This is a genomic window from Ruegeria sp. HKCCD6119 (genome assembly GCF_013110585.1).
Taxonomy (GTDB): Bacteria; Pseudomonadota; Alphaproteobacteria; order Rhodobacterales; family Rhodobacteraceae; genus Ruegeria.
In genome coordinates this window covers 1-19,033 of the sequence record NZ_WVQV01000010.1, presented here as the reverse complement: position 1 = coordinate 19,033, position 19,033 = coordinate 1, and the positions used below count along the sequence as shown (strand labels likewise).

Below are 19,033 nucleotides of genomic sequence, written 5' to 3'. Positions count from 1 at the left end.
AATGCAGAAGAAAATCCAGATGATATCTAGGGGGCATGACCCTGTTTTCCATTCTTTCCCCGCAGGAACTGTTGTTGGCCATGGCAATCGCGTTTGCCTCTGGTTGGGTCAAGGGCATGGTTGGTTTCGCGATGCCCATGATTTTGGTATCAGGGTTGAATTCATTTCTGCCGCCGGATCTGACCCTGGCGGGACTTATCCTGCCGACGCTGGTGACCAATGGGCTGCAGGCCCTTCGCGGTGGCCGTGTCGCCGCGTTTGCCTCGATTCGGCGCTTTCGGGTCTTCCTTGTTGTTGGCGGTCTTCTTCTGCTGCTGAGCGCACAGTTGGTCGCATTGATCCCAGGGTCTGTCTTTCTGGTTCTGATGGGCGGCTTTGTGTCAGTTTTTGCGCTGTTACAGGTTCTGGGGTTCAGAATGGCGCTGAACCAACCCTCGACCGCAGTCGAGGCTGTGGTTGGTGGCTTGGCTGGGTTTGTTGGCGGCATGTCAGGAGTTTGGGGGCCTCCGACAGTTGCCTATCTGACGGCGCTGAACACCCCCAAGACCGAACAGATTCGAATTCAGGGCGTAATCTACGGTTTGGGGGCGGTTTTGTTGCTGGTCGCACATCTTGGATCAGGCATTCTGTATGCAGAAACACTTGAGTTTTCGGCAGCCCTGATCGTTCCGGCCCTGGCCGGGATGTGGATCGGCATGAAGCTGCAGGACCGTATTGATCAGGCAAGCTTTCGCAAGGCGACCTTGTTGGTATTGCTGATCGCGGGCCTGAACCTGCTTCGACGCGGTTTGGTGGGGTAACACGTCAGCCCGAGCGCTTGTCGGCAAACCGGAAAGCAAAATACAGGCCCAGCATCAGAAAGAACAAACCCGAGATATCGCCGATCAGGAATGCGATATATTCCACCGTCGCGCTGCCAAAAGCCAGGTTGGTCAACCCGGAGACAAGGAAGGACGTTACGATTCCGATGCCCATCACACATATCCAACAGGGTTTGCGATCCGGACGGGGAAACAGATCCCACCCGATTGCCTTGAGAAGATAGAACACGATCGGGGCCGTCAGAACCGCAATCGCCATGGCCATCAGGCGGCTGGGCAGGAACACATCCGTTTGACCCAAATAGGCAAAAACGATGAACACGCCGGGCAACAATGCGAAAACGGCGCGCCACCCCAACAGCCACGCCGACAGAACCCGCACGCCATGCGGCAGAAACAACAGGCTCGCCCTGCTTGGGTATTCCGGGAAAAACACGTTCTGCAACGGCATGAGGACGGCGAATGTAAGGAACGACGCCAGCACATAGGCCAATGAGGCCAGAAGCGTTTCAGTAGCCCACCCGCGCAAAGTAATCACGGCCTCTTGCGCGGGTGGATCGCATCATTTGGGTGCATGAACGATATACCGTCCCCGGTTGGCGCTGCCGCTTTGAGAAAGATAGCCTTTTTCGACCAGCGACTTCAGTGCGCGAAAGAATGTTGGGCGCGAAACACTTTGAACCAACGTGTGCTCGATCAGGCCGAATGTGCGCACTTCCTGATCGGACTTGGAAAGCTCTTCGGCGGCATAGTAGATGTCGCGTTCAACCGGAGATAGTTTTTCCAGGCCTAAAGTGCGCTCCATGCTTTGCATCAATTTGCGCAGTTCGGTGAGTTTCGAGATCTCAGTCATAATGTTACCTATCGTTTGCCGTGTCATTTGCCGCCTAATTGCGACTGTTTGAGCCATGCTGAATGACGCGCAAGTCAGCAGGTCTCGTGTTGACACTCATCCCCATTTACTTAGACTAGGTGACTGATTAGGTTGCTCAATCCAGCGTTGTGAGTGTGCGCACATGAGCGACCCCCAATCTAATTTCAGTCAGTGCCCGGCGCAAAAGTGCCGGGTTTTTTCGTCTCAGCGATTATCAGGGCTAGCGCAAATTTCATTTTGAAACAACGCAATTGTATGTGCTTTTTGCGACAAACAACCTTAGGGAGAAGCACAGTGAGTGTAGTAAAAAAGGGGCGCTGTGGCCCCTTTTCCTGATTTATCCGATTGCGACGGCTTTGATGTCATCGTCAATGAAGGGCAGATATTGTTCAAAGTTCTCGGCAAACATCTGCACCAGTTTTTCGGCCTGTTTGTCAAAGGCTGCCTGATCGTCCCAGGTACGGCGCGGGTCCAGCAGAACTTCGGCAACCCCCGGGACAGAGACTGGAACGTCAAAGCCGAAATTGGCATCCTTGCGGAACTCGGCGTCGCGCAGGGACCCTTCCAGAGCGGCGGTCAGCAAGGCGCGTGTCGCGCGGATCGGCATCCGGCTGCCCACGCCATAGGCGCCGCCGGTCCAGCCGGTGTTCACAAGCCAGCAGGTCGCGCCGTGCTGGGCGATCTTGTCCCGCAGCAGATTGCCGTATTCCTCAGGGCGACGGGGCATGAACGGCGCGCCGAAACAGGTCGAGAATGTCGGCTGCGGCTCGGTGATGCCGCGTTCGGTCCCGGCGACTTTTGACGTGAAACCCGACAGGAAGTGATACATGGCCTGTGCCGGCGTCAGCCGCGCGATCGGAGGCAGAACGCCAAACGCGTCGCAGGTCAGCATGATAATATTCTTCGGGTGACCACCCAGTGCGCTTTTGGATGCGTTCGAGATATATTCAAGCGGATAGGCGCAGCGCATGTTGGCGGTCAGCGAGTCATCGTCGAAATCCAGTTCCTTGGTTTCGGGGTCGAAGACCATGTTTTCGATCACGGTTCCGAACTTCGAAGTGGTGGCATAGATTTCCGGCTCTGCCTCGGCATTCAGGTTAATGGTCTTGGCATAGCAACCGCCTTCGAAGTTGAAGGTGCCGCGATCGGACCAGCCGTGCTCGTCATCCCCGATCAGTATGCGCGAAGGATCTGCGGACAAGGTGGTCTTTCCGGTGCCGGACAGGCCAAAGAACACGGCCGTATCGACCGGGTTGCCAACAGCATGGTTGGCCGAGCAGTGCATCGGCATCACGCCTTTTTCAGGAAGCATGTAGTTCAGCAGGGTGAAAACGGACTTCTTGTTTTCACCGGCATATTCAGTGCCGCCGATCAGGATCAGTTTGCGGTCGAAGTTCATCGCAATCACAGTCTCGCTGCGGCAGCCATGCTTTGCCGGGTCGGCCTGAAAGCTGGGGCAGTTGATGACAGTGAAATCGGCCGTGAACTCATCCAGATCTTCGCGGTCCGGGCGACGCAGAAGGTGGCGGATGAACAGGTTGTGCCACGCCAGCTCGGTAACCATTCGTACATTGATTGCGTAAGCCGGGTCCGCACCACCGACGAGGTCCTGCACGAAATAATCGCGGCCCTCCATGTGAGCCAGCATGTCTTCGTACAGCGCGTCAAAGCCCTCGGGGCTCATTTCGGCATTGTTTTCCCACCAGATGGTGTCGGCAACGGTGTCGGTCTTGACGACGTGTTTGTCCTTTGGCGACCGGCCGGTGAACTTGCCTGTGGTAACCAGGAACGCTCCACCATTGCCAAGCGTGCCTTCGCCGCGCTTCAGCGCCTCTTCGATCAGCGCCGGCTCCATGAAGTTGTAATAGACATTGCCCAGACCCTCGATGCCCTGATCTTCGAGGCGGAATTGCGGGTTAACCCGTCCAGATGTCATGTGTGTCTTCTCCTGTGGCGGCGCGAAGGTCGTTGGCCGTTGCGCCTTTGGGGCAGTGAGCCGGGAAAACCGGCGGCTGAGCGCGTCTTATCACGGTCGTTCATGGCATGAACAGGCGGGTTTGACGCAGTTAGCGCAACCAAGTCCGGGTTTAGCGCCATCAGAAATTCAATGTCGGAAAAGCGGGCAGATTTTTGCGGGCATAAAGGCAAATTTGCCGCAGACCTGCCGCAACAAAGGCATGATTCGCAGTTACGGATTGATTCGGCGTCTTAAAACCGCCAACAATGCCTTACAAATAAGCGAATTATTGCGCGAGTGAGCAGGAATAGGGGTGAGCCCGATGTCAAAGATTGCACTTGTGGATGACGATAGAAACATTCTGACGTCTGTATCCATGACCCTCGAAGCCGAAGGTTTCGAGGTTGAAACATATAATGATGGCCAGGCCGCGTTGGATGCGTTCAACAAGAAACTGCCGGACATGGCTGTTCTGGATATTAAGATGCCGCGGATGGACGGCATGGATCTGTTGCAACGGCTGCGTCAGAAGACGCAAATGCCGGTGATCTTCCTGACCTCGAAAGACGATGAGATCGACGAGGTTTTGGGCCTGCGCATGGGCGCGGATGACTATGTAAAGAAACCTTTTTCGCAGCGTCTGCTGGTCGAACGCATTCGGGCCTTGCTGCGCCGGCAAGAGGCGACAAGCGGCGATGCGGTCGCATCCAACAGCAATGACACCAAAGTCATGGAGCGCGGCGACTTGCGGATGGACCCGCTGCGCCATGCGGTCAGCTGGAAAGGTAATGATGTGTCCCTGACCGTGACCGAGTTCCTGCTGCTTCAGGCGCTGGCCCAACGTCCGGGATTCGTCAAAAGCCGCGACCAGCTGATGGATGTCGCCTATGATGATCAGGTCTATGTGGATGACCGGACGATCGACAGCCACATAAAGCGTCTGCGGAAAAAGATGCGCGCGGCTGATCCCGAGTTCTCGGCGATCGAAACCTTGTATGGTATCGGTTACCGTTACAACGAAGAATAGGCGCGGCCGCCTGCAAGAGGTAATGGGGTCTCGTGCGCGACACCGAACAAGCCAGCGAATTGCGCGACGGTGACGTCGTTCTTGGGGATGACTGGGTCATTCCCCAGGACCCCGAGTCAGCGGAGCTGAGGGAAAAGCGATCGCGGAGAAACCTGTTTTCGCTGCGTGGTTCTCCTCTGGCGCGCAAAATCATCACGTTCAATCTGATCGCTCTGGTGATCCTGGTCACTGGGTTGTTGTATCTGGACGACTCGCGAAAAGAGAAGGTTCAGCAGACCGCCCGCAATCTGCTGGGCGATGCGCAACTTGTCAGCAACGTTTTTGAAACCCAGTTGCGTCAGGGCGCACAGCAATCCGGGCAGAATGCCGGGAACCTGGACGTCAAGGATACCCTGTCTGGCCTCACCTTACCCGAAGGGGGCGAGGTTTTTGTTTATGACGCCAGTGGCACGCTGATCGGCTGGACACGTGGTGCCCCGCAAGCCTCTGACATGCCGGTTCTTCTGCAATCCGAGGCCGAGATGCAGACCGGCAGTACGGTGATCAGCGACACGCTGAATGCCGTTTGGACGGGTTTGTCAAACCTGCTGAACTGGTCGACTGACACCGAGGCACCGACGTTGGCGCAGCGTGTTCAGACCATTATTCCACAAGCGATTGCCGGTCAAAGCCAGGTGCAGGCGGTACAAGATGGCGAGGGTGAGACGGTCATCGTGGCTGCGGCACCAGTTCTTTATCAGGATGTACCCGCCGGCGCGGTGGCGATTACCGGCCCGGCTGGTGAAATCGACGCGCTTGCCCGCCGCGAGCAGGAGCGCATTCTTCAGATGTTTGTCGTGGCCCTGCTGGTTTCCGTGGGCCTCAGCCTTGTCCTGGCCTCGACCATTGCGAACCCGCTGGCCGATCTGGCGTCCGCGGCAGAGATGGGCAAAGACCGGGGCACGGGTGTCAATCCCGGGCGCATCCGCATTCCCGACCTCAGCGCCCGTCCTGATGAAATCGGACGTCTCAGCCGCGCTTTGCGGGGTATGGTGACCGCGCTCTACAACCGGATCGACGCAAACGAACAGTTTGCCGCCGATGTCGCCCATGAAATCAAAAACCCGCTGGCCAGCCTGCAATCCGCCGTGGGAACGCTGCGGATGGTCAAGCGCGAGGATCAGCGCGACAAGCTGCTGGACGTGATCGAGCATGACGTACGGCGTCTGGACCGGCTGGTCAGCGACATATCAAATGCGTCGCGTCTGGATGCGGAACTGGTCAAGGAAGAAGAGCAGCCCTTTGACCTGCTTAAGCTGCTGGGCAATCTCGGCCAGTATCTGGGTGAAGATGCACGCTCCAAGGGCATCGATTACATTACGGATCTGCCCTCTGAGCCAATTGTGATCAACGGGCTGGAAGCGCGTCTTGCGCAGGTCTTTGTCAATCTGATCACCAACGCCATTTCGTTCTGCGAGGAAAATGACGCAATTCGCGTTTGGGTCCGGCAGCGGGACAACCGCGTGCTGGTGGTTGTCGAAGACACTGGCCCGGGGATTCCCGAACAGGCGCTTACCAAAGTGTTCAAGCGTTTCTACTCGCAGCGTCCGGCGGAACACTTCGGCAATAACTCGGGTCTCGGCTTGGCGATCTCCAAGCAGATTGTCGAAGCGCATGGCGGGGTGATCTGGGCTGAGAACATCCGCCCGACAGAGGCCGATATCACATCGGATCCGCTGGGTGCCCGCTTTGTCGTGGGGTTGCCCGTCTAAATCCATGCATATTGATTCGTTGTCACTCGCGAAAGATCAGGACAGCGCCTGTGTTCATGCCTCCTGCGTTTCGGTTGCCGGACGCGGGCTTTTGATCATCGGTGCGTCCGGCACAGGGAAATCCGGGCTGGCGTTGCAAATGATGGCGTTCGGCGCGAGACTGGTCGCCGATGACCGAGTCAATCTAGAGATGCAGCAGAATCGGGTGATCGCTTCGGCCGTATCGCAGATCCGCGGTTTGATCGAGGCGCGCCAAATTGGCCTGATCAAAGCCGAACCCAGTGGTCCGGTTCCGCTGGATTTCGTGGTGGATCTGGATCAGCCTGAGCCCGAGCGTCTGCCCGACCCTTTGACGGTTTCCGTGCTGAGGCAAACTGTTCCCTTGCTTAGGGGCGCGGGCGTGCCCAACTTGGCTGTAGCGATGATGCAGCTTCTAGGAAATGGGCACGTAAACCCGGAATGGCCGAACACATGACATCGCAAAGACGGATCGTACTTGTCACGGGGCCCTCTGGGGCAGGCAGATCCACAGCCATTCATGTGCTGGAAGATCTGGGCTTTGAAGCCATCGACAATCTGCCGATGGGTCTTTTGTCGCGCTTGCTCGACAGTGCTGACAGCGACCGTCCGATGGCTTTGGGTATAGATGCCCGCAACCGTGATTTTTCGACGATCGGTTTCATAGAATTGGCTGAAAAGCTGGGCCGTTTGGCGCAGGTCGATCTGACGGTTCTGTACCTGGATTGCAGTGATGATGTTCTGGTGCGTAGGTTTTCAGAAACCCGAAGGCGGCATCCCGTCGCCAAGAATGCCAGCCCGGAAACCGGCGTTCAGCGCGAAAAAGAGCTGCTGGCGCCGATACGTGAGATTGCGGATACACTGATCGACACCAGCCTTCTGAACGTGCATCAGCTGCGGGAAGAGGTCGAGAACTGGTTCGCCCCGCAAGGCGGGCGGCATCTGGCGGTTTCCATCGAATCCTTTTCTTACAAACGCGGTCTGCCGCGTGGATTGGACATGGTGTTCGATTGCAGATTTCTGGCGAATCCGTACTGGCGCCCGGAATTTCGCGCAGCGGATGGTCGAAACCTTGACGTTGCGCACTATGTGCAATCAGACGCTAACTACTTACCGTTTTTTGAACGTGTGCTGGACTTGCTGACCCTGTTGCTGCCGGCTTTTCGGGCCGAGGGCAAAGCGCATCTTTCCGTGGCGTTTGGGTGCACAGGGGGCCAGCACAGATCAGTTGCCCTGGCAGAGGCCGTTGCAAAGGCCCTTGCGGAAGACGGGCAGCAGGTGGCAATTAGGCATCGCGAGATGGAACGTCGGTCGTTGAATGTGAGGTCGGATTGATCGGAATTGTGATCGTTGCACATGGTGGGTTGGCTCAGGAATACCTGGCCGCCACACAACACGTGGTCGGACCACAGGCCAGCCTCGTGGCGGTCGCGATCGAGGCTGACCATGATCGGGACGAAAAACAGGCCGAAATCTGCCGTGCCGCGGACGAAGTGGACACCGGAGATGGTGTCGTTGTTGTCACCGACCTCTTTGGCGGAAGCCCCTCGAATCTCAGCCTGCGTGCTTGCGCGCCTCAGGATCGGCGTATTCTGTATGGGGCAAACCTGCCGATGCTGATCAAATTGGCCAAAAGTCGCCACTTGCCCATTGGTGATGCCGTCCGTCAGGCAATGGAGGCTGGACGGAAGTACATCAATGCGCAGAATGTGACATTGGATTAAAAACGGATTATTGAATATGACGAGCCGAAGCCTGAAAATTATCAATGAAAAGGGCCTGCATGCACGCGCCTCGGCAAAGCTGGTTGAGGTTGTCGAGGGGTTTGATGCACATGCCGAGGTGTCAAAAGACGGACTTTCTGCATCGGGCGACAGCATCATGGGCCTTTTGATGTTGGCAGCATCGCGCGGAACAACTATTGACGTCGAGACGTCCGGGCCGGATGCTGAGGCATTGGCAGAAGCTCTGGAAACGCTTGTGAACGACAAGTTCGGAGAGGGGTTCTAAGCCACCCCGCCGGGACAGGAAGAACGGGAAGACCAGGAATTGGCGGAAACGACGCACGAGACCAAGACAAACCCGGTGGTGGATGGGACCACAGATCAGGGTGAGATCTACGACCGTAGAACGCTGACCTATGCGAATTCATTCGACGATGCCTGGACAGCGACCGCCATTCGGGCCATCGAGTGGTGCACAGGCAAGCTGACCATTTTGCGCATGGTCAACAAGTTCGAAAAAAAGAACGAATACTATCGCGGCCAGCGGTTCTGGGGCGGTGCCCTCAAGACTATGGGAATCGACCTGACCACACCGCAGGAACAGATTGACCGCATTCCCAAGACCGGCCCGGTTGTTGTTGTCGCGAACCACCCGCACGGTATGGTCGATGGCATGATTTTGGCAGAACTGATCGGCCGGGTACGCAGCGATTACCGCATCCTGACCCGTTCGGTCCTGACAGGGCTGGACGAAGCGGCCACGTCATTCATGATTCCGGTTCCGTTCCCACATGACCCCGAGGCGCAGGCCAAGATGCTGGAAATGCGCGGCAAAGCCATGGAACATCTCAAAAACGGCGGCGTTGTGGCGCTGTTCCCATCCGGTGTTGTGATGTCCTCGGATGATTGGTTCGGGCCTGCGATCGAGCGGGAATGGAACGTGTTCACCGCCAAGATGATCCGCCGTTCAGGCGCGCGTGTGGTGCCGATTTTCTTTCCGGGCAGCAATTCGCGCTGGTATCAGATCGCCAACCGTGTCTCTGCAATTCTCCGGCAGGGATTGTTGCTGCACGAGATCGTCCGATCCTGCAACAAACCTCAGTCGCCGGTGATCGGCGAACCGATTTCAGACCGCGACATGGAACTGCTGGAACGCGACCCGCGCGGTTTCATGGCCTGGCTCAGAAATCACACCATGTCTCTGGGCAAGTCGGAACAGACCTGACCCGCGTCTTCATCTGGCCAAAAATATCCCGGGGGTGAGCCTGGACAAAGTCCGGGCGAGGGGGTTGGCCCCCTTCAGCGTGTCGGTACCGGAACTTCACCACGGTAATCATAAAAGCCGCGCTCGGTCTTGCGCCCCAGCCACCCGGCCTCGACATATTTCGTCAGCAGGGGGCAGGGGCGGTATTTGGTATCGGCCAACCCGTCATGCAACACGTTCATGATCGCCAGACAGGTATCCAACCCGATGAAGTCCGCCAATTCCAGCGGGCCCATGGGATGATTCGCCCCAAGTTTCATGGACTGGTCGATGGATTGAACGTTCCCCACACCTTCATAGAGTGTGTAGACAGCCTCGTTGATCATGGGCATCAGGATCCGGTTCACGATAAAGGCCGGAAAGTCCTCGGCGCTGGCCGCCGTTTTGCCCAACCGATCCACCACCGCTTTGCAGGCCTTGAAAGTTTCTTCATCCGTGGCGATGCCGCGGATCAATTCCACCAGCTGCATAACAGGGACAGGGTTCATGAAATGAAAACCCATGAACCGTTCGGGCCGATCCGTGCGGCTTGCCAGGCGGGTGATGGAAATCGAGGATGTATTTGACGTCAGAATCGTATGCGGCAGCAGGTGCGGTTGCAGGTCCTCGAAAATCGCCTGCTTGATCGTTTCCCGCTCGGTTGCTGCCTCGATAACCAGATCGGTTTGGCCCAGTTTCGGCAACTCAAGCGTGGTCGTAATCCGTTTCAGTGCAGCCTTCATCGCCTCTTCGGTGATTTTGCCACGCGACGCCTGCCGCGCCAGGTTACCTTCGATTGTGGCAATGGCGTTGTCCAGAGCATCCTGGCTGACATCGTTCAGCAAGACGTCGTATCCCGCCAACGCCATAACATGGGCAATGCCGTTGCCCATTTGCCCCGCGCCAATCACCCCGACCGATTTAACTTCCATGTTCAGCTGCCTTTGCCCTGTAGGATACCGCGACAGTATCGGCAGACCGGGGCAGGCGGCAAGAGGATCAAGGCGGTCAATTTCGCTTCAAATGCGCGCATTAGGAAAATCTCAATATCTAAGGCCGCAAGATGGCACCGGGTGAGAAAACGGGGGCTTGATATGAGCTTTCATCAGACAAACAGCGGCGGGGAGTCCGCCTGCCAATATGCCAACTCGAAACTTTGGTTCCGGGGTCCACCCGGCACGTTGAACCAGCCCTATGTGGCCTGTCTGGGAGGAGAGGAAACTTTCGGCAGATTCGTCGATTACCCGTTTCCTGCCGTGCTTGAGAAGCGATTGGGAAAGCCATGCGTAAACTTCGGCAGCCTGTTTTGCGGAATCGAAGCGTTGTCCACTGATCCGGGGGTGCTGAATCTGGTCAATCAGTCAGACCTGTGCGTGTTGCAGGTGCCCGATCTTCTGCGTCAATCGAACCGGTTTTACCGCGTGCACCCGCGTCGCAACGATCGGTTCCTTGAACCCACCGCGGACTTGCTGGGGCTGTACCCGGATGTTGACTTCACGGAAATCCATTTTGTGCGCCATTTGTTGGAGCAGCTGAGCGCAACAGAAGACGCACGATTTGAAGTCGTAACGCAGGAGCTGCGAGAGGTCTGGATACGCGCCACCGGGGACTTGATAGAACGGATCGAACCCGGCGTGGTTCTGCTTTGGCTGCATGTGCAGCGGCAAACCGGATCGCATGTCGACCATATCGTGCCCGACGCCGCCATGATCGAACAGCTACGCCCGCTATGCGCAGATGTCGTCGAGGTTTCGGTCGCTGTATCCGCGCGATCGGATGCTCTCGAAGACGTAATGTTCGGAACGCTTCAGCAGCCAATTGCGGAACATATGATCGGCCCGTCCGCGCATCGAGAAATTGCCGAACACCTGCTAATCGCCTTGCGGAACCTGAACTGAAAAAGGCCCGCCTGTTGGCGGGCCTTTACAGATCAATCCGGATATCCGGTTCAGCCGAGCTTTTCGGTCAGTTCCGGTACCGCCTGGAACAGGTCTGCGACCAGGCCGAAATCGGCGACCTGGAAGATCGGCGCCTCTTCGTCCTTGTTGATCGCCACGATGACCTTCGAGTCCTTCATGCCGGCCAGGTGCTGGATCGCGCCCGAAATACCGACGGCGACATACAGATCTGGGGCAACAACCTTGCCGGTCTGACCCACCTGCCAGTCGTTCGGCGCATAGCCCGAGTCAACGGCCGCACGCGACGCACCAACCGCAGCGCCCAGCTTGTCAGCCAGGGTTTCGATCAGTTTGAAGTCTTCTTCCGAGCCGACACCGCGGCCGCCCGAAACAACAACGCCGGCCGAGGTCAGCTCTGGACGGTCGCTTTCGGCCACCTTGTCCTCAACCCAGGACGACAGGCCGGGGTTCTCGCCGACCGACACGGTCTCGACCGCGGCCGAACCACCTTCGCCGGCAGCGTCAAAGCTGGCGGTCCGGATGGTGACGACCTTCTTGGCGTCGTTCGACTTGACGGTCTGGATCGCGTTGCCCGCATAGATTGGGCGCTCAAACGTAGAGCCATCGACCACGCCCGAGGCATCCGAGATCACCATCACGTCCAGCAGCGCTGCAACGCGCGGCATCACGTTCTTGGCGTCGGTGGTGGCAGGGGCAACGATGTGCTCATACCCATCGGACAGGCCCACGATCAGGGCTGCGGTCGATTCCGCCAGGCGGTGGCCCAGCGATGCGTCTTCGGCGACCAGAACCTTGGATACGCCGTCGATCTTGGCGGCGGCCTCACCGGCAGCAGCGGCAGACCCGCCTGCGGCCAGAACGGTCACGTCGCCCAGCACTTTCGCGGCGGTCACGGCCTTTGCGGTCGCATCCATCGCCAATTCGCCGTTGTTCACTTCGGCAAGCAGAAGTACAGCCATTACACAGCCCCCGCTTCTTTGAGTTTCTCGACCAGCTCGTCAACCGAGCCCACGATGATGCCCGCCGCGCGCGCCGGCGGCTCTTCGGTCTTGACGATTTCCAGACGCGGGGTGACGTCGACGCCGTAATCGGCGGCGGTTTTCTCGTCCAGCGGCTTTTTCTTCGCCTTCATGATGTTGGGCAGCGAGGCATAGCGCGGCTCGTTCAGACGCAGGTCGACGGTGATGATGGCGGGCATCTTGACGCTGATGGTCTGTAGGCCGCCATCGACCTCGCGGGTGACCTTGGCGGTGTCGCCTTCGATGTCCAGCTCGGACGCGAAGGTGCCCTGGGACCAGCCCAACAGCGCCGACAGCATCTGGCCGGTGGCGTTCATGTCGTTGTCGATCGCCTGCTTGCCTGCCAGAACAATGCCGGGCTGCTCTTCTTCGACCACTTTGGCCAGGATCTTGGCAACGGCCAGAGGCTCGATATCGGTGTGTACATCGTCAGTCGCCACAACCAGGATTGCGCGGTCAGCCCCCATGGCCAGCGCCGTGCGCAGCGTCTCCTGCGCCTGCTTCACGCCGATCGAAACAGCAACGACCTCGTCGGCCTTGCCGGCTTCTTTCAGGCGGATAGCTTCTTCCACCGCAATCTCGTCGAACGGGTTCATCGACATTTTGACATTGGCGAGATCAACACCGCTACCGTCCGCTTTCACGCGGACCTTCACATTGTAGTCAATCACGCGTTTGACAGGCACCAGTACCTTCATTGTAGCGCTTTCTCCTCAAAAAAACGGTAAGCCGCGCAGGCGACTCCACCAATGCTCTCGACCGACTAGATAGCGCCTGCCGCAGTGGCACAACAGAGCAAAATCGTCACGTCATGGCGTCGGGACGTCGCGTTTTGCAATTTTTTTGCCAAGTGGCGAAAGAATATTACCCGCGACTCTGTATTTCGCGATCAGCGGTTCGCGCCCGGAACCCACAACACGTCGTCTTTGCCGTTTGCGTTTGCGCAGCGTGCTGCAACAAAGAACCAGTCGCTGAGACGGTTGAGGTATTTGACCGCCACGTCGTTGACGGGCTCCATATTCGTCAGCTCGACCGCAAGCCGTTCCGCCCGGCGCGAAACGGTCCGGCAGACATGCAGATGTGCTGCCAAGCGCGAGCCACCGGGCAGGATGAAACTGCGCAGAGGTTCCAGCGTCTCGTTCATTGCGTCGATCTCGGCTTCCAGCCGGCCGATCTGGGCAGGCACGATGCGTAGGGGGGGATAATCGGCCTCGGCGTCTTTTTCCATGTCGGGGCGACAGAAGTCGGCACCCAGATCGAACAGGTCATTTTGAATGCGCGACAGCGCGGTTTCGACATCACCTTCGGCCTCGGTCCGTGCCACGCCGACAAAAGCGTTCAGTTCGTCCACGGTGCCATAGGCTGCGACGCGACCCGAATATTTTGCCACGCGCTCTCCGTTGCCTAAGGCGGTTTTCCCGTCATCGCCAGTGCGTGTGTAGATTTTGTTGAGTACGACCATTTATTGAACTCCCTGTCCGCGCAGATACACGAAAAGCACGATCAGCAACACGGCGATGAACTGAAAGAGAATACGCAGGCGCATCATCTTGTTGCTTTTCTTGGCCGCTTCCATGCCGCCTTTGCCGAAATTCGCGATGCCTAAGGCCAGCACTACGACAACTGCCGCCATAGCCAGAAGCAGAATGACCATCACAAGGTTCATTTGAACTCACCGTCCGGTTTTTTTCGATTACCACCCATCTAGCGTCAGGGCGTCGAAAAGCGAACGGGAAATATCGTCTCAGATATCCGAAAGGATTCGATCAGAGGCGTTTGTAGGCAGAATGCGGCGCAGTATCCCGGCGATATATGTCGGAGTGGTCACATAGTAACGTGGTTTGGGGCGTCGGGCCTCGACCGCATGAGCCAGCTTGTCCGTGACGGCAGAGGCGGGCAATTCAAATCGGTCTGGCCCACTGCTTTCATAAAGGCGATTAAGCAGTGAGCCTTCATACTTCTCCCGAATGGCCGAGTTTTCCCAGTCGATGTATTTCTCGAACAATGGGATCGCCTTTTCTCGGAGTTTCGAGGTGATGGGGCCGGGTTCGATCAGGGCGACGTGGATGTCGGTATCCCGAAGTTCCAGCCGCAGCGTGTCGGTCAGCCCTTCGATCGCGTATTTCGTGGCGACATATGCGCCGCGCCACGGGAAGGCGACAAGACCCAGAACCGAGGAACACTGCACGATCCGGCCATGACCCTGTTCCCGCATGACGGGAATGACCTGTCGGGTCAGCTCGTGCCAGCCAAAGACATTGGTCTCAAATATATGGCGCAGGCCATCCGTCGGAACATCCTCTACCGCGCCGGGCAGGCCATGTGCGCCATTGTTGAACAGGGCATCCAGCGAGCCGCCTGTAGCCTCAAGAACATAAGACAAACCCGACGTGATGCTGTCTGTGTCGGTGTAGTCGATTCTGGGGCTTTCGAACCCCTGCGCACGCAGGCGATCACAGTCGCGTTGCTGGCGGCAGGATGCAAAAACACGCCAGCCTCGTGCACGCATACCGTGTGCCGCGTCCAGACCGATGCCTGACGAGCATCCCGTGATAAGAATCGATTTCTGCATATGCCTTCCGAGCCTGATCCCCACCCATAGCTATGGCGGGGTTTGCGGCAGGGCAATGACACTTCGATGTCAGTTCGTTGTTTTCCGGACGAGTGATGCCGAAATCCACCCAACCTGTTGCCCCGGCAACACGCGCAGGCGCAACCAGCCGGTACCTGAATCCCCAAAGACTTCAACCTGCTGACCGATCCTGGCCTTGCCGATGATCGGATAGATCGTTCCCGGCCCATCGCGCAGGTTCACGCGGGTTCCCGATATTTCGCGGATATCCTTGGCGGCCTCGACAGGGGCGGGCAGTTCAACCGTTGGCAGCTCGGCGTCGGTGGTTACCTGTTCGAGAGAGGCCAGACCCTGTTCCAGCGACGCAAGGGTCAGAGTGACGTTTTCGTCAGCGAACAGTGAGGGGTTTGCCTTCAGGCCAGCTGCGACTTGCGACAGCAGCGCTTTGGTTTCTGCTTCGTCCAGCTCGGCCACGGGTTCAGTGACCGGTGCGACTGGCGCCGGAGGCTTTACCGCAGCACGCGCGACCAGAGTTTCGGCGGGCGCGGATTCGATAGCCGGCCTTGAAGGTCTCGGGGCAATGGCAACACGCTCGGGCTCCGCAGTGCGGACTCCGCGCGGCTCAAAGTCAGGACCTCCGCTCATCACGTAAAAAGTCCAGCCGAGTGCGGCGAAAGTAACAAGTACAAGGCGCGTCATGGCGCATCCCCCAATTCAATCGTAACAACAAAATAGGCAGCAATCATTCAATTGTTGGAATGGTAGCATAATAGAAGGGCAGAGTCGAAAATTCGGGGAAAACACCGACTTGCCTCCCCCTGTTGCAAAAAGCCCGACTTGTCCCCAGTAAAATACGCGTTGCTTGCTTTACCAAAGCGTTCTTGCGTCGTATCACATCATATATGAACGATACGATCGACGACCCCAACATGGAGGCCCCCGACCACGGGGGTGAGGTTGCAGAACCGCTGCGCCGCGCGATAGGCGAGCGTTACCTGACCTATGCGCTGTCCACCATCATGCACCGCGCCCTGCCGGACGCGCGGGACGGATTGAAGCCGGTGCACCGGCGAATCCTCTATGCGATGAGAGAGCTGCGACTCAGTGCAACCGGAGGTTTTCGCAAGTCCGCCAAGATTTCCGGCGACGTGATGGGCAATTACCACCCGCATGGCGACGCCGCGATTTACGACGCAATGGCGCGCCTGGCGCAGGACTTCAACGTGCGTTACCCGCTGGTCGACGGGCAGGGGAATTTCGGGAATATCGACGGCGACAACCCGGCGGCCTCGCGATATACCGAGGCGCGGATGACCATCGTGGCCGAGGCGCTGCTGGAAGGTCTGAGCGAAGACGCCGTGGATTTCCGCGACAACTATGATGGCACGCTGACTGAACCGGTGGTGCTGCCTGCGCAGTTTCCGAATCTCTTGGCCAACGGCGCCAGCGGTATCGCCGTCGGCATGGCGACCAACATCCCACCGCACAACATCTCGGAGCTTTGCGACGCCTGCCTGCACCTGATCAAAACACCGGACGCGCGGGACGACACGTTGCTGAACTATGTCCCCGGCCCGGATTTTCCGACCGGTGGCGTGATCGTCGAACCGCCCGAGAACATCGCGCAAGCCTATCGCACCGGGCGCGGCTCGTTCCGACTGCGCTGCAAGTTCGAGGTCGAGGATCTGGGCCGTGGCCAGTGGCAGATCGTGGTCACCGAGATTCCCTATCAGGTTCAGAAATCCAAGCTGATCGAAAAGATCGCGGAACTGATCCAGACCAAGAAAATCCCGATCCTCGCAGATGTGCGCGACGAATCCGCCGACGATATCCGTCTGATCCTCGAGCCACGCTCCAAGAACGTGGACCCCGAGGTGCTGATGGGCATGTTATACCGCAACTCGGACCTCGAGGTGCGGTTCAGCCTGAACATGAACGTGCTGATCGATGGGGTGACGCCCAAGGTCTGTTCGATGAAGGAAGTTTTGCGAGCCTTCCTCGATCACCGGCAAGAGGTGCTGCTGCGCCGCTCGCGTCACCGCATGGCCAAGATCGACCACCGGTTGGAAGTGCTCGAAGGCTTTATCGTCGCCTTCCTGAACCTCGACCGTGTGATCGACATCATCCGTTATGACGACGACCCCAAGGCCGCGCTGATGCGCGAGGATTGGTGCATCGACCACGTTCGCGCCACCGACGAATCTGACTACGTCACGCCTAAGCCGGGCGAGGGCGAGCTGTCGGAAGTTCAGGTCGACGCCATCCTCAATATGCGCCTGCGCTCCTTGCGCCGTCTGGAAGAGATGGAGCTGGTTCGCGAACGCGACGCGCTGATGGAAGAACGCGCCAATCTCGAAGATCTGCTGGCCGATCCCGCCCTGCAATGGGCCAAGATTGCCGAGCAATTGAAAGAGACGAAAAAGACCTTTGGCAAAGATTATGAAGGCGGTGCGCGCCGCACCCGGTTTGCCGAGGCGGGGCAGGTCGAGGAAGTTCCGCTTGAGGCGATGATCGACAAGGAACCGATCACGGTCGTCTGCTCGCAGATGGGCTGGATTCGCGCCATGACCGGCCATATCGACCTGAAGCGAGAGTTGAAGTTCAAGGACGGCGACGGCCCGCGTTTCATCTTCCACGCGGAAACGACCGACCGGTTGCTGGTCTTTGCCTCGAATGGCCGATTCTATACCGTCAGCGCAGCCAACCTGCCCGGCGGGCGCGGCATGGGCGAGCCCTTGCGCCTGATGGTGGATCTGCCCAACGAGGCGCAGATCATCGACATTCTGATCCACAAGCCGGGGCGCAAGCTGCTGGTGGCCTCGGACGCGGGCAACGGCTTTATGGTGCCGGAAGATGACGTGCTGGCGCAGACGCGCAACGGCAAACAAGTGCTGAACGTCAAGGGTGATGAGACGGCCATGATCTGTAAGCCTGTGGAAGGCGATCATGTCGCTGTCGTGTCCCAAAACGGCAAATTCCTGGTCTTCCCCACGGAAGAACTGCCAGAGATGGGTCGCGGCAAGGGCGTGCGTTTGCAGAAATACAATATGGCGCGGGGCCGTCAGGGAACGCTTGAACTGGATGGGGGCTTGTCCGACATCACGACGTTCAACTGGGAAGACGGTCTCAAATGGTCCATGGGCGGCGACAAGACCCGACATGAGGCGGATATGACGCAATGGCTGGCAAAACGCGCCAGTGTCGGGAAAAAACCGCCCTATGGCTTCCCGCGCGACTATAAGTTTTCGTGATCGCGCTGCTGCGCGGGTGAATTTCCGCCGATACGGCTTTGCACAACCCGTATCGGTGCGCTAGATCAACAAAAAACAGGCCTATCGAGACGACACATGTTGCGCATTCTGACGCTGATCACCGGACTGGCCCTGATGGCCGCTTGCACACAGACACAGGTGTATGAGCCGCCTGAATCCCTCGGAGAATTCAAGCTTCGTGTGAATTATGCCTTTGCGGACAAGGCCGTTCAGGGACCTGTATCGCGGGACGCCACACCTGACGAATGGACAAAAGCGATCCAGAACGCGGTTGATATTCGTTTGGGGCGTTACGAAGGCTCACAGGAATATGACCTTGGCATCAGCCTTGAAGGTTACATGCTGGCCCCGCCGGGGATCCCTGTGATCTACAACCCCAAAAGCACTGCGATTGTGTTGGTCAACGTCTATGACGTGAAGAAAAAAGAGTTTCTGGCCAAGGGTAAGCAATTCCAGGTGCTGGAAGACACCACCGGCGGAAGTGCCCTCAAAGGATCGGGGCATGAGCGCACAAAAGAAGAACAGATGAGCGGTCTGGCCCTCAAGATAGCCGACCGGGTCGAGGAATGGCTGGCTGAAGAGCACAAGGAAAATGGCTGGTTCGACAAACGGCCGGACCTTATCCAGCCGTTGGAATCTGTCGAGGTCACGCAAAATCCGGCAGGATAAGCGCTTTTCCCTCAGGATGTGCTTGATTTTCCCCTTTGAACCAAATATCTCGCGCGCGCAGATGTAACCACGGGACCAAGGGTCCCCCAAATCGCAAAAGGGCGCCTGAGGAATGGCAAAGGAAAAGTTTGAGCGTACAAAACCGCACGTCAACATCGGCACGATTG

At 57.9% G+C, this 19,033-nt stretch carries 22 protein-coding genes; 11 read left to right on the top strand and 11 right to left on the bottom strand.

The window, feature by feature from the left end; all coding sequences use genetic code 11:
• Positions 1 to 35 precede the first annotated feature (35 nt).
• A complete protein-coding gene (locus GS611_RS17325) occupies positions 36 to 800 on the top strand; it encodes a sulfite exporter TauE/SafE family protein (protein ID WP_171637544.1) in 765 nt (254 codons plus the stop codon).
• 4 nt (positions 801 to 804) lie between these two features.
• Here the strand turns inward: GS611_RS17325 and GS611_RS17320 are convergent, their stop codons facing one another.
• The 3 genes from GS611_RS17320 to GS611_RS17310 all read right to left on the bottom strand — a co-directional run bounded on the left by GS611_RS17320 (position 805) and on the right by GS611_RS17310 (position 3,631).
• The gene (locus tag GS611_RS17320; RefSeq protein ID WP_348539545.1) at positions 805 to 1,359 is read right to left on the bottom strand and encodes a hypothetical protein; all 555 of its coding nucleotides are present in this window, start codon (positions 1,357 to 1,359) and stop codon (positions 805 to 807) included.
• A 24-nt stretch (positions 1,360 to 1,383) separates the two neighbouring features.
• Entirely contained in the window at positions 1,384 to 1,674 is a 291-nt protein-coding gene (locus GS611_RS17315; protein ID WP_152457096.1) for a hypothetical protein, read from the bottom strand.
• Between the two features lie 358 nt (positions 1,675 to 2,032).
• Positions 2,033 to 3,631, bottom strand: coding sequence for a phosphoenolpyruvate carboxykinase (locus GS611_RS17310; RefSeq protein WP_171637542.1), 1,599 nt, complete (start codon positions 3,629 to 3,631; stop codon positions 2,033 to 2,035).
• A gap of 343 nt (positions 3,632 to 3,974) precedes the next feature.
• On the opposite strand from GS611_RS17310, the gene GS611_RS17305 reads away from it, so the two are divergent.
• From GS611_RS17305 to GS611_RS17275, 7 genes are read left to right on the top strand one after another with little or no spacing between them, the layout of a single operon-like run.
• Positions 3,975 to 4,679 carry a response regulator transcription factor gene (locus GS611_RS17305; protein ID WP_171169148.1) on the top strand — a complete coding sequence of 235 codons (705 nt, stop codon included), beginning with the start codon at positions 3,975 to 3,977 and terminating at the stop codon, positions 4,677 to 4,679.
• A gap of 32 nt (positions 4,680 to 4,711) precedes the next feature.
• Positions 4,712 to 6,430 (top strand): ATP-binding protein, encoded by a 1,719-nt coding sequence (locus GS611_RS17300; protein ID WP_171637540.1) that lies wholly within the window; start codon positions 4,712 to 4,714, stop codon positions 6,428 to 6,430.
• A gap of 19 nt (positions 6,431 to 6,449) precedes the next feature.
• Positions 6,450 to 6,905, top strand: coding sequence for an HPr kinase/phosphorylase (locus tag GS611_RS17295; RefSeq protein ID WP_253285118.1), 456 nt, complete (start codon positions 6,450 to 6,452; stop codon positions 6,903 to 6,905).
• A complete protein-coding gene (rapZ, locus tag GS611_RS17290; protein WP_171637535.1) occupies positions 6,902 to 7,783 on the top strand; it encodes an RNase adapter RapZ in 882 nt (293 codons plus the stop codon). Before GS611_RS17295 ends, rapZ begins: the two co-directional genes overlap by 4 nt.
• Complete coding sequence (locus GS611_RS17285) at positions 7,780 to 8,172, top strand: PTS sugar transporter subunit IIA (protein WP_152457103.1); 393 nt, start codon at positions 7,780 to 7,782, stop codon at positions 8,170 to 8,172. Before rapZ ends, GS611_RS17285 begins: the two co-directional genes overlap by 4 nt.
• Positions 8,173 to 8,188: 16 nt before the next feature.
• Positions 8,189 to 8,458, top strand: a complete 270-nt coding sequence (locus GS611_RS17280; protein WP_152457104.1) for an HPr family phosphocarrier protein — start codon at positions 8,189 to 8,191, stop codon at positions 8,456 to 8,458.
• Positions 8,459 to 8,497: 39 nt separating this feature from the next.
• On the top strand, positions 8,498 to 9,397 hold the full coding sequence (locus tag GS611_RS17275) for a lysophospholipid acyltransferase family protein (protein WP_171637533.1): 900 nt from the start codon (positions 8,498 to 8,500) through the stop codon (positions 9,395 to 9,397).
• A gap of 74 nt (positions 9,398 to 9,471) precedes the next feature.
• Here GS611_RS17275 and GS611_RS17270 read toward each other — a convergent pair whose 3' ends face one another.
• The gene (locus GS611_RS17270; RefSeq protein ID WP_171637532.1) at positions 9,472 to 10,347 is read right to left on the bottom strand and encodes a 3-hydroxybutyryl-CoA dehydrogenase; all 876 of its coding nucleotides are present in this window, start codon (positions 10,345 to 10,347) and stop codon (positions 9,472 to 9,474) included.
• 162 nt (positions 10,348 to 10,509) lie between these two features.
• On the opposite strand from GS611_RS17270, the gene GS611_RS17265 reads away from it, so the two are divergent.
• A complete protein-coding gene (locus GS611_RS17265; protein ID WP_245218197.1) occupies positions 10,510 to 11,313 on the top strand; it encodes a DUF6473 family protein in 804 nt (267 codons plus the stop codon).
• A gap of 50 nt (positions 11,314 to 11,363) precedes the next feature.
• On the opposite strand, the gene GS611_RS17260 is transcribed toward GS611_RS17265, so the two are convergent.
• The 6 genes from GS611_RS17260 to GS611_RS17235 form a co-directional block, all read right to left on the bottom strand.
• The gene (locus tag GS611_RS17260; RefSeq protein WP_171637530.1) at positions 11,364 to 12,293 is read right to left on the bottom strand and encodes an electron transfer flavoprotein subunit alpha/FixB family protein; all 930 of its coding nucleotides are present in this window, start codon (positions 12,291 to 12,293) and stop codon (positions 11,364 to 11,366) included.
• Positions 12,293 to 13,051 (bottom strand): electron transfer flavoprotein subunit beta/FixA family protein, encoded by a 759-nt coding sequence (locus GS611_RS17255; RefSeq protein WP_171637528.1) that lies wholly within the window; start codon positions 13,049 to 13,051, stop codon positions 12,293 to 12,295. The genes GS611_RS17260 and GS611_RS17255 overlap by 1 nt, the downstream gene beginning before the upstream one ends.
• Positions 13,052 to 13,242: 191 nt before the next feature.
• On the bottom strand, positions 13,243 to 13,815 hold the full coding sequence (locus GS611_RS17250; protein WP_171637526.1) for a cob(I)yrinic acid a,c-diamide adenosyltransferase: 573 nt from the start codon (positions 13,813 to 13,815) through the stop codon (positions 13,243 to 13,245).
• Entirely contained in the window at positions 13,816 to 14,019 is a 204-nt protein-coding gene (locus GS611_RS17245) for a twin transmembrane helix small protein (protein WP_171637525.1), read from the bottom strand.
• A gap of 78 nt (positions 14,020 to 14,097) precedes the next feature.
• Complete coding sequence (locus GS611_RS17240) at positions 14,098 to 14,925, bottom strand: SDR family NAD(P)-dependent oxidoreductase (protein ID WP_171637523.1); 828 nt, start codon at positions 14,923 to 14,925, stop codon at positions 14,098 to 14,100.
• Between the two features lie 69 nt (positions 14,926 to 14,994).
• Entirely contained in the window at positions 14,995 to 15,624 is a 630-nt protein-coding gene (locus GS611_RS17235) for an SH3 domain-containing protein (protein WP_253285116.1), read from the bottom strand.
• A 203-nt stretch (positions 15,625 to 15,827) separates the two neighbouring features.
• Here GS611_RS17235 and parC point away from each other — a divergent pair, with 203 nt between their 5' ends.
• Positions 15,828 to 18,176, top strand: coding sequence for a DNA topoisomerase IV subunit A (parC, locus tag GS611_RS17230; protein ID WP_171637521.1), 2,349 nt, complete (start codon positions 15,828 to 15,830; stop codon positions 18,174 to 18,176).
• 96 nt (positions 18,177 to 18,272) lie between these two features.
• The gene (locus GS611_RS17225; RefSeq protein WP_171637519.1) at positions 18,273 to 18,866 is read left to right on the top strand and encodes a hypothetical protein; all 594 of its coding nucleotides are present in this window, start codon (positions 18,273 to 18,275) and stop codon (positions 18,864 to 18,866) included.
• Here the strand turns inward: GS611_RS17225 and GS611_RS21035 are convergent.
• Positions 18,844 to 19,033, bottom strand: a 190-nt coding sequence (locus GS611_RS21035; RefSeq protein ID WP_210093764.1) for a hypothetical protein, incomplete at its 5' end; no start/stop codon positions are given. The two genes, GS611_RS17225 and GS611_RS21035, sit on opposite strands and share 23 nt — an antisense overlap.

Excerpts from the sequence above, each read along its gene's own strand:
- rapZ (WP_171637535.1), top strand. The coding sequence starts at position 6,902 with ATGACATCGCAAAGACGGATCGTACTTGTCACGGGGCCCTCTGGGGCA.
- GS611_RS17280 (WP_152457104.1), top strand. The coding sequence starts at position 8,189 with ATGACGAGCCGAAGCCTGAAAATTATCAATGAAAAGGGCCTGCATGCA.
- GS611_RS17270 (WP_171637532.1), bottom strand. The coding sequence starts at position 10,347 with ATGGAAGTTAAATCGGTCGGGGTGATTGGCGCGGGGCAAATGGGCAAC.
- GS611_RS17255 (WP_171637528.1), bottom strand. The coding sequence starts at position 13,051 with ATGAAGGTACTGGTGCCTGTCAAACGCGTGATTGACTACAATGTGAAG.
- GS611_RS17240 (WP_171637523.1), bottom strand. The coding sequence starts at position 14,925 with ATGCAGAAATCGATTCTTATCACGGGATGCTCGTCAGGCATCGGTCTG.
- GS611_RS17225 (WP_171637519.1), top strand. The coding sequence starts at position 18,273 with ATGTTGCGCATTCTGACGCTGATCACCGGACTGGCCCTGATGGCCGCT.
- GS611_RS17310 (WP_171637542.1), bottom strand. The coding sequence starts at position 3,631 with ATGACATCTGGACGGGTTAACCCGCAATTCCGCCTCGAAGATCAGGGC.
- GS611_RS17250 (WP_171637526.1), bottom strand. The coding sequence starts at position 13,815 with ATGGTCGTACTCAACAAAATCTACACACGCACTGGCGATGACGGGAAA.
- GS611_RS17265 (WP_245218197.1), top strand. The coding sequence starts at position 10,510 with ATGAGCTTTCATCAGACAAACAGCGGCGGGGAGTCCGCCTGCCAATAT.
- GS611_RS17315 (WP_152457096.1), bottom strand. The coding sequence starts at position 1,674 with ATGACTGAGATCTCGAAACTCACCGAACTGCGCAAATTGATGCAAAGC.
- GS611_RS17235 (WP_253285116.1), bottom strand. The coding sequence starts at position 15,624 with ATGACGCGCCTTGTACTTGTTACTTTCGCCGCACTCGGCTGGACTTTT.
- parC (WP_171637521.1), top strand. The coding sequence starts at position 15,828 with ATGAACGATACGATCGACGACCCCAACATGGAGGCCCCCGACCACGGG.
- GS611_RS17260 (WP_171637530.1), bottom strand. The coding sequence starts at position 12,293 with ATGGCTGTACTTCTGCTTGCCGAAGTGAACAACGGCGAATTGGCGATG.
- GS611_RS17245 (WP_171637525.1), bottom strand. The coding sequence starts at position 14,019 with ATGAACCTTGTGATGGTCATTCTGCTTCTGGCTATGGCGGCAGTTGTC.
- GS611_RS17305 (WP_171169148.1), top strand. The coding sequence starts at position 3,975 with ATGTCAAAGATTGCACTTGTGGATGACGATAGAAACATTCTGACGTCT.
- GS611_RS17325 (WP_171637544.1), top strand. The coding sequence starts at position 36 with ATGACCCTGTTTTCCATTCTTTCCCCGCAGGAACTGTTGTTGGCCATG.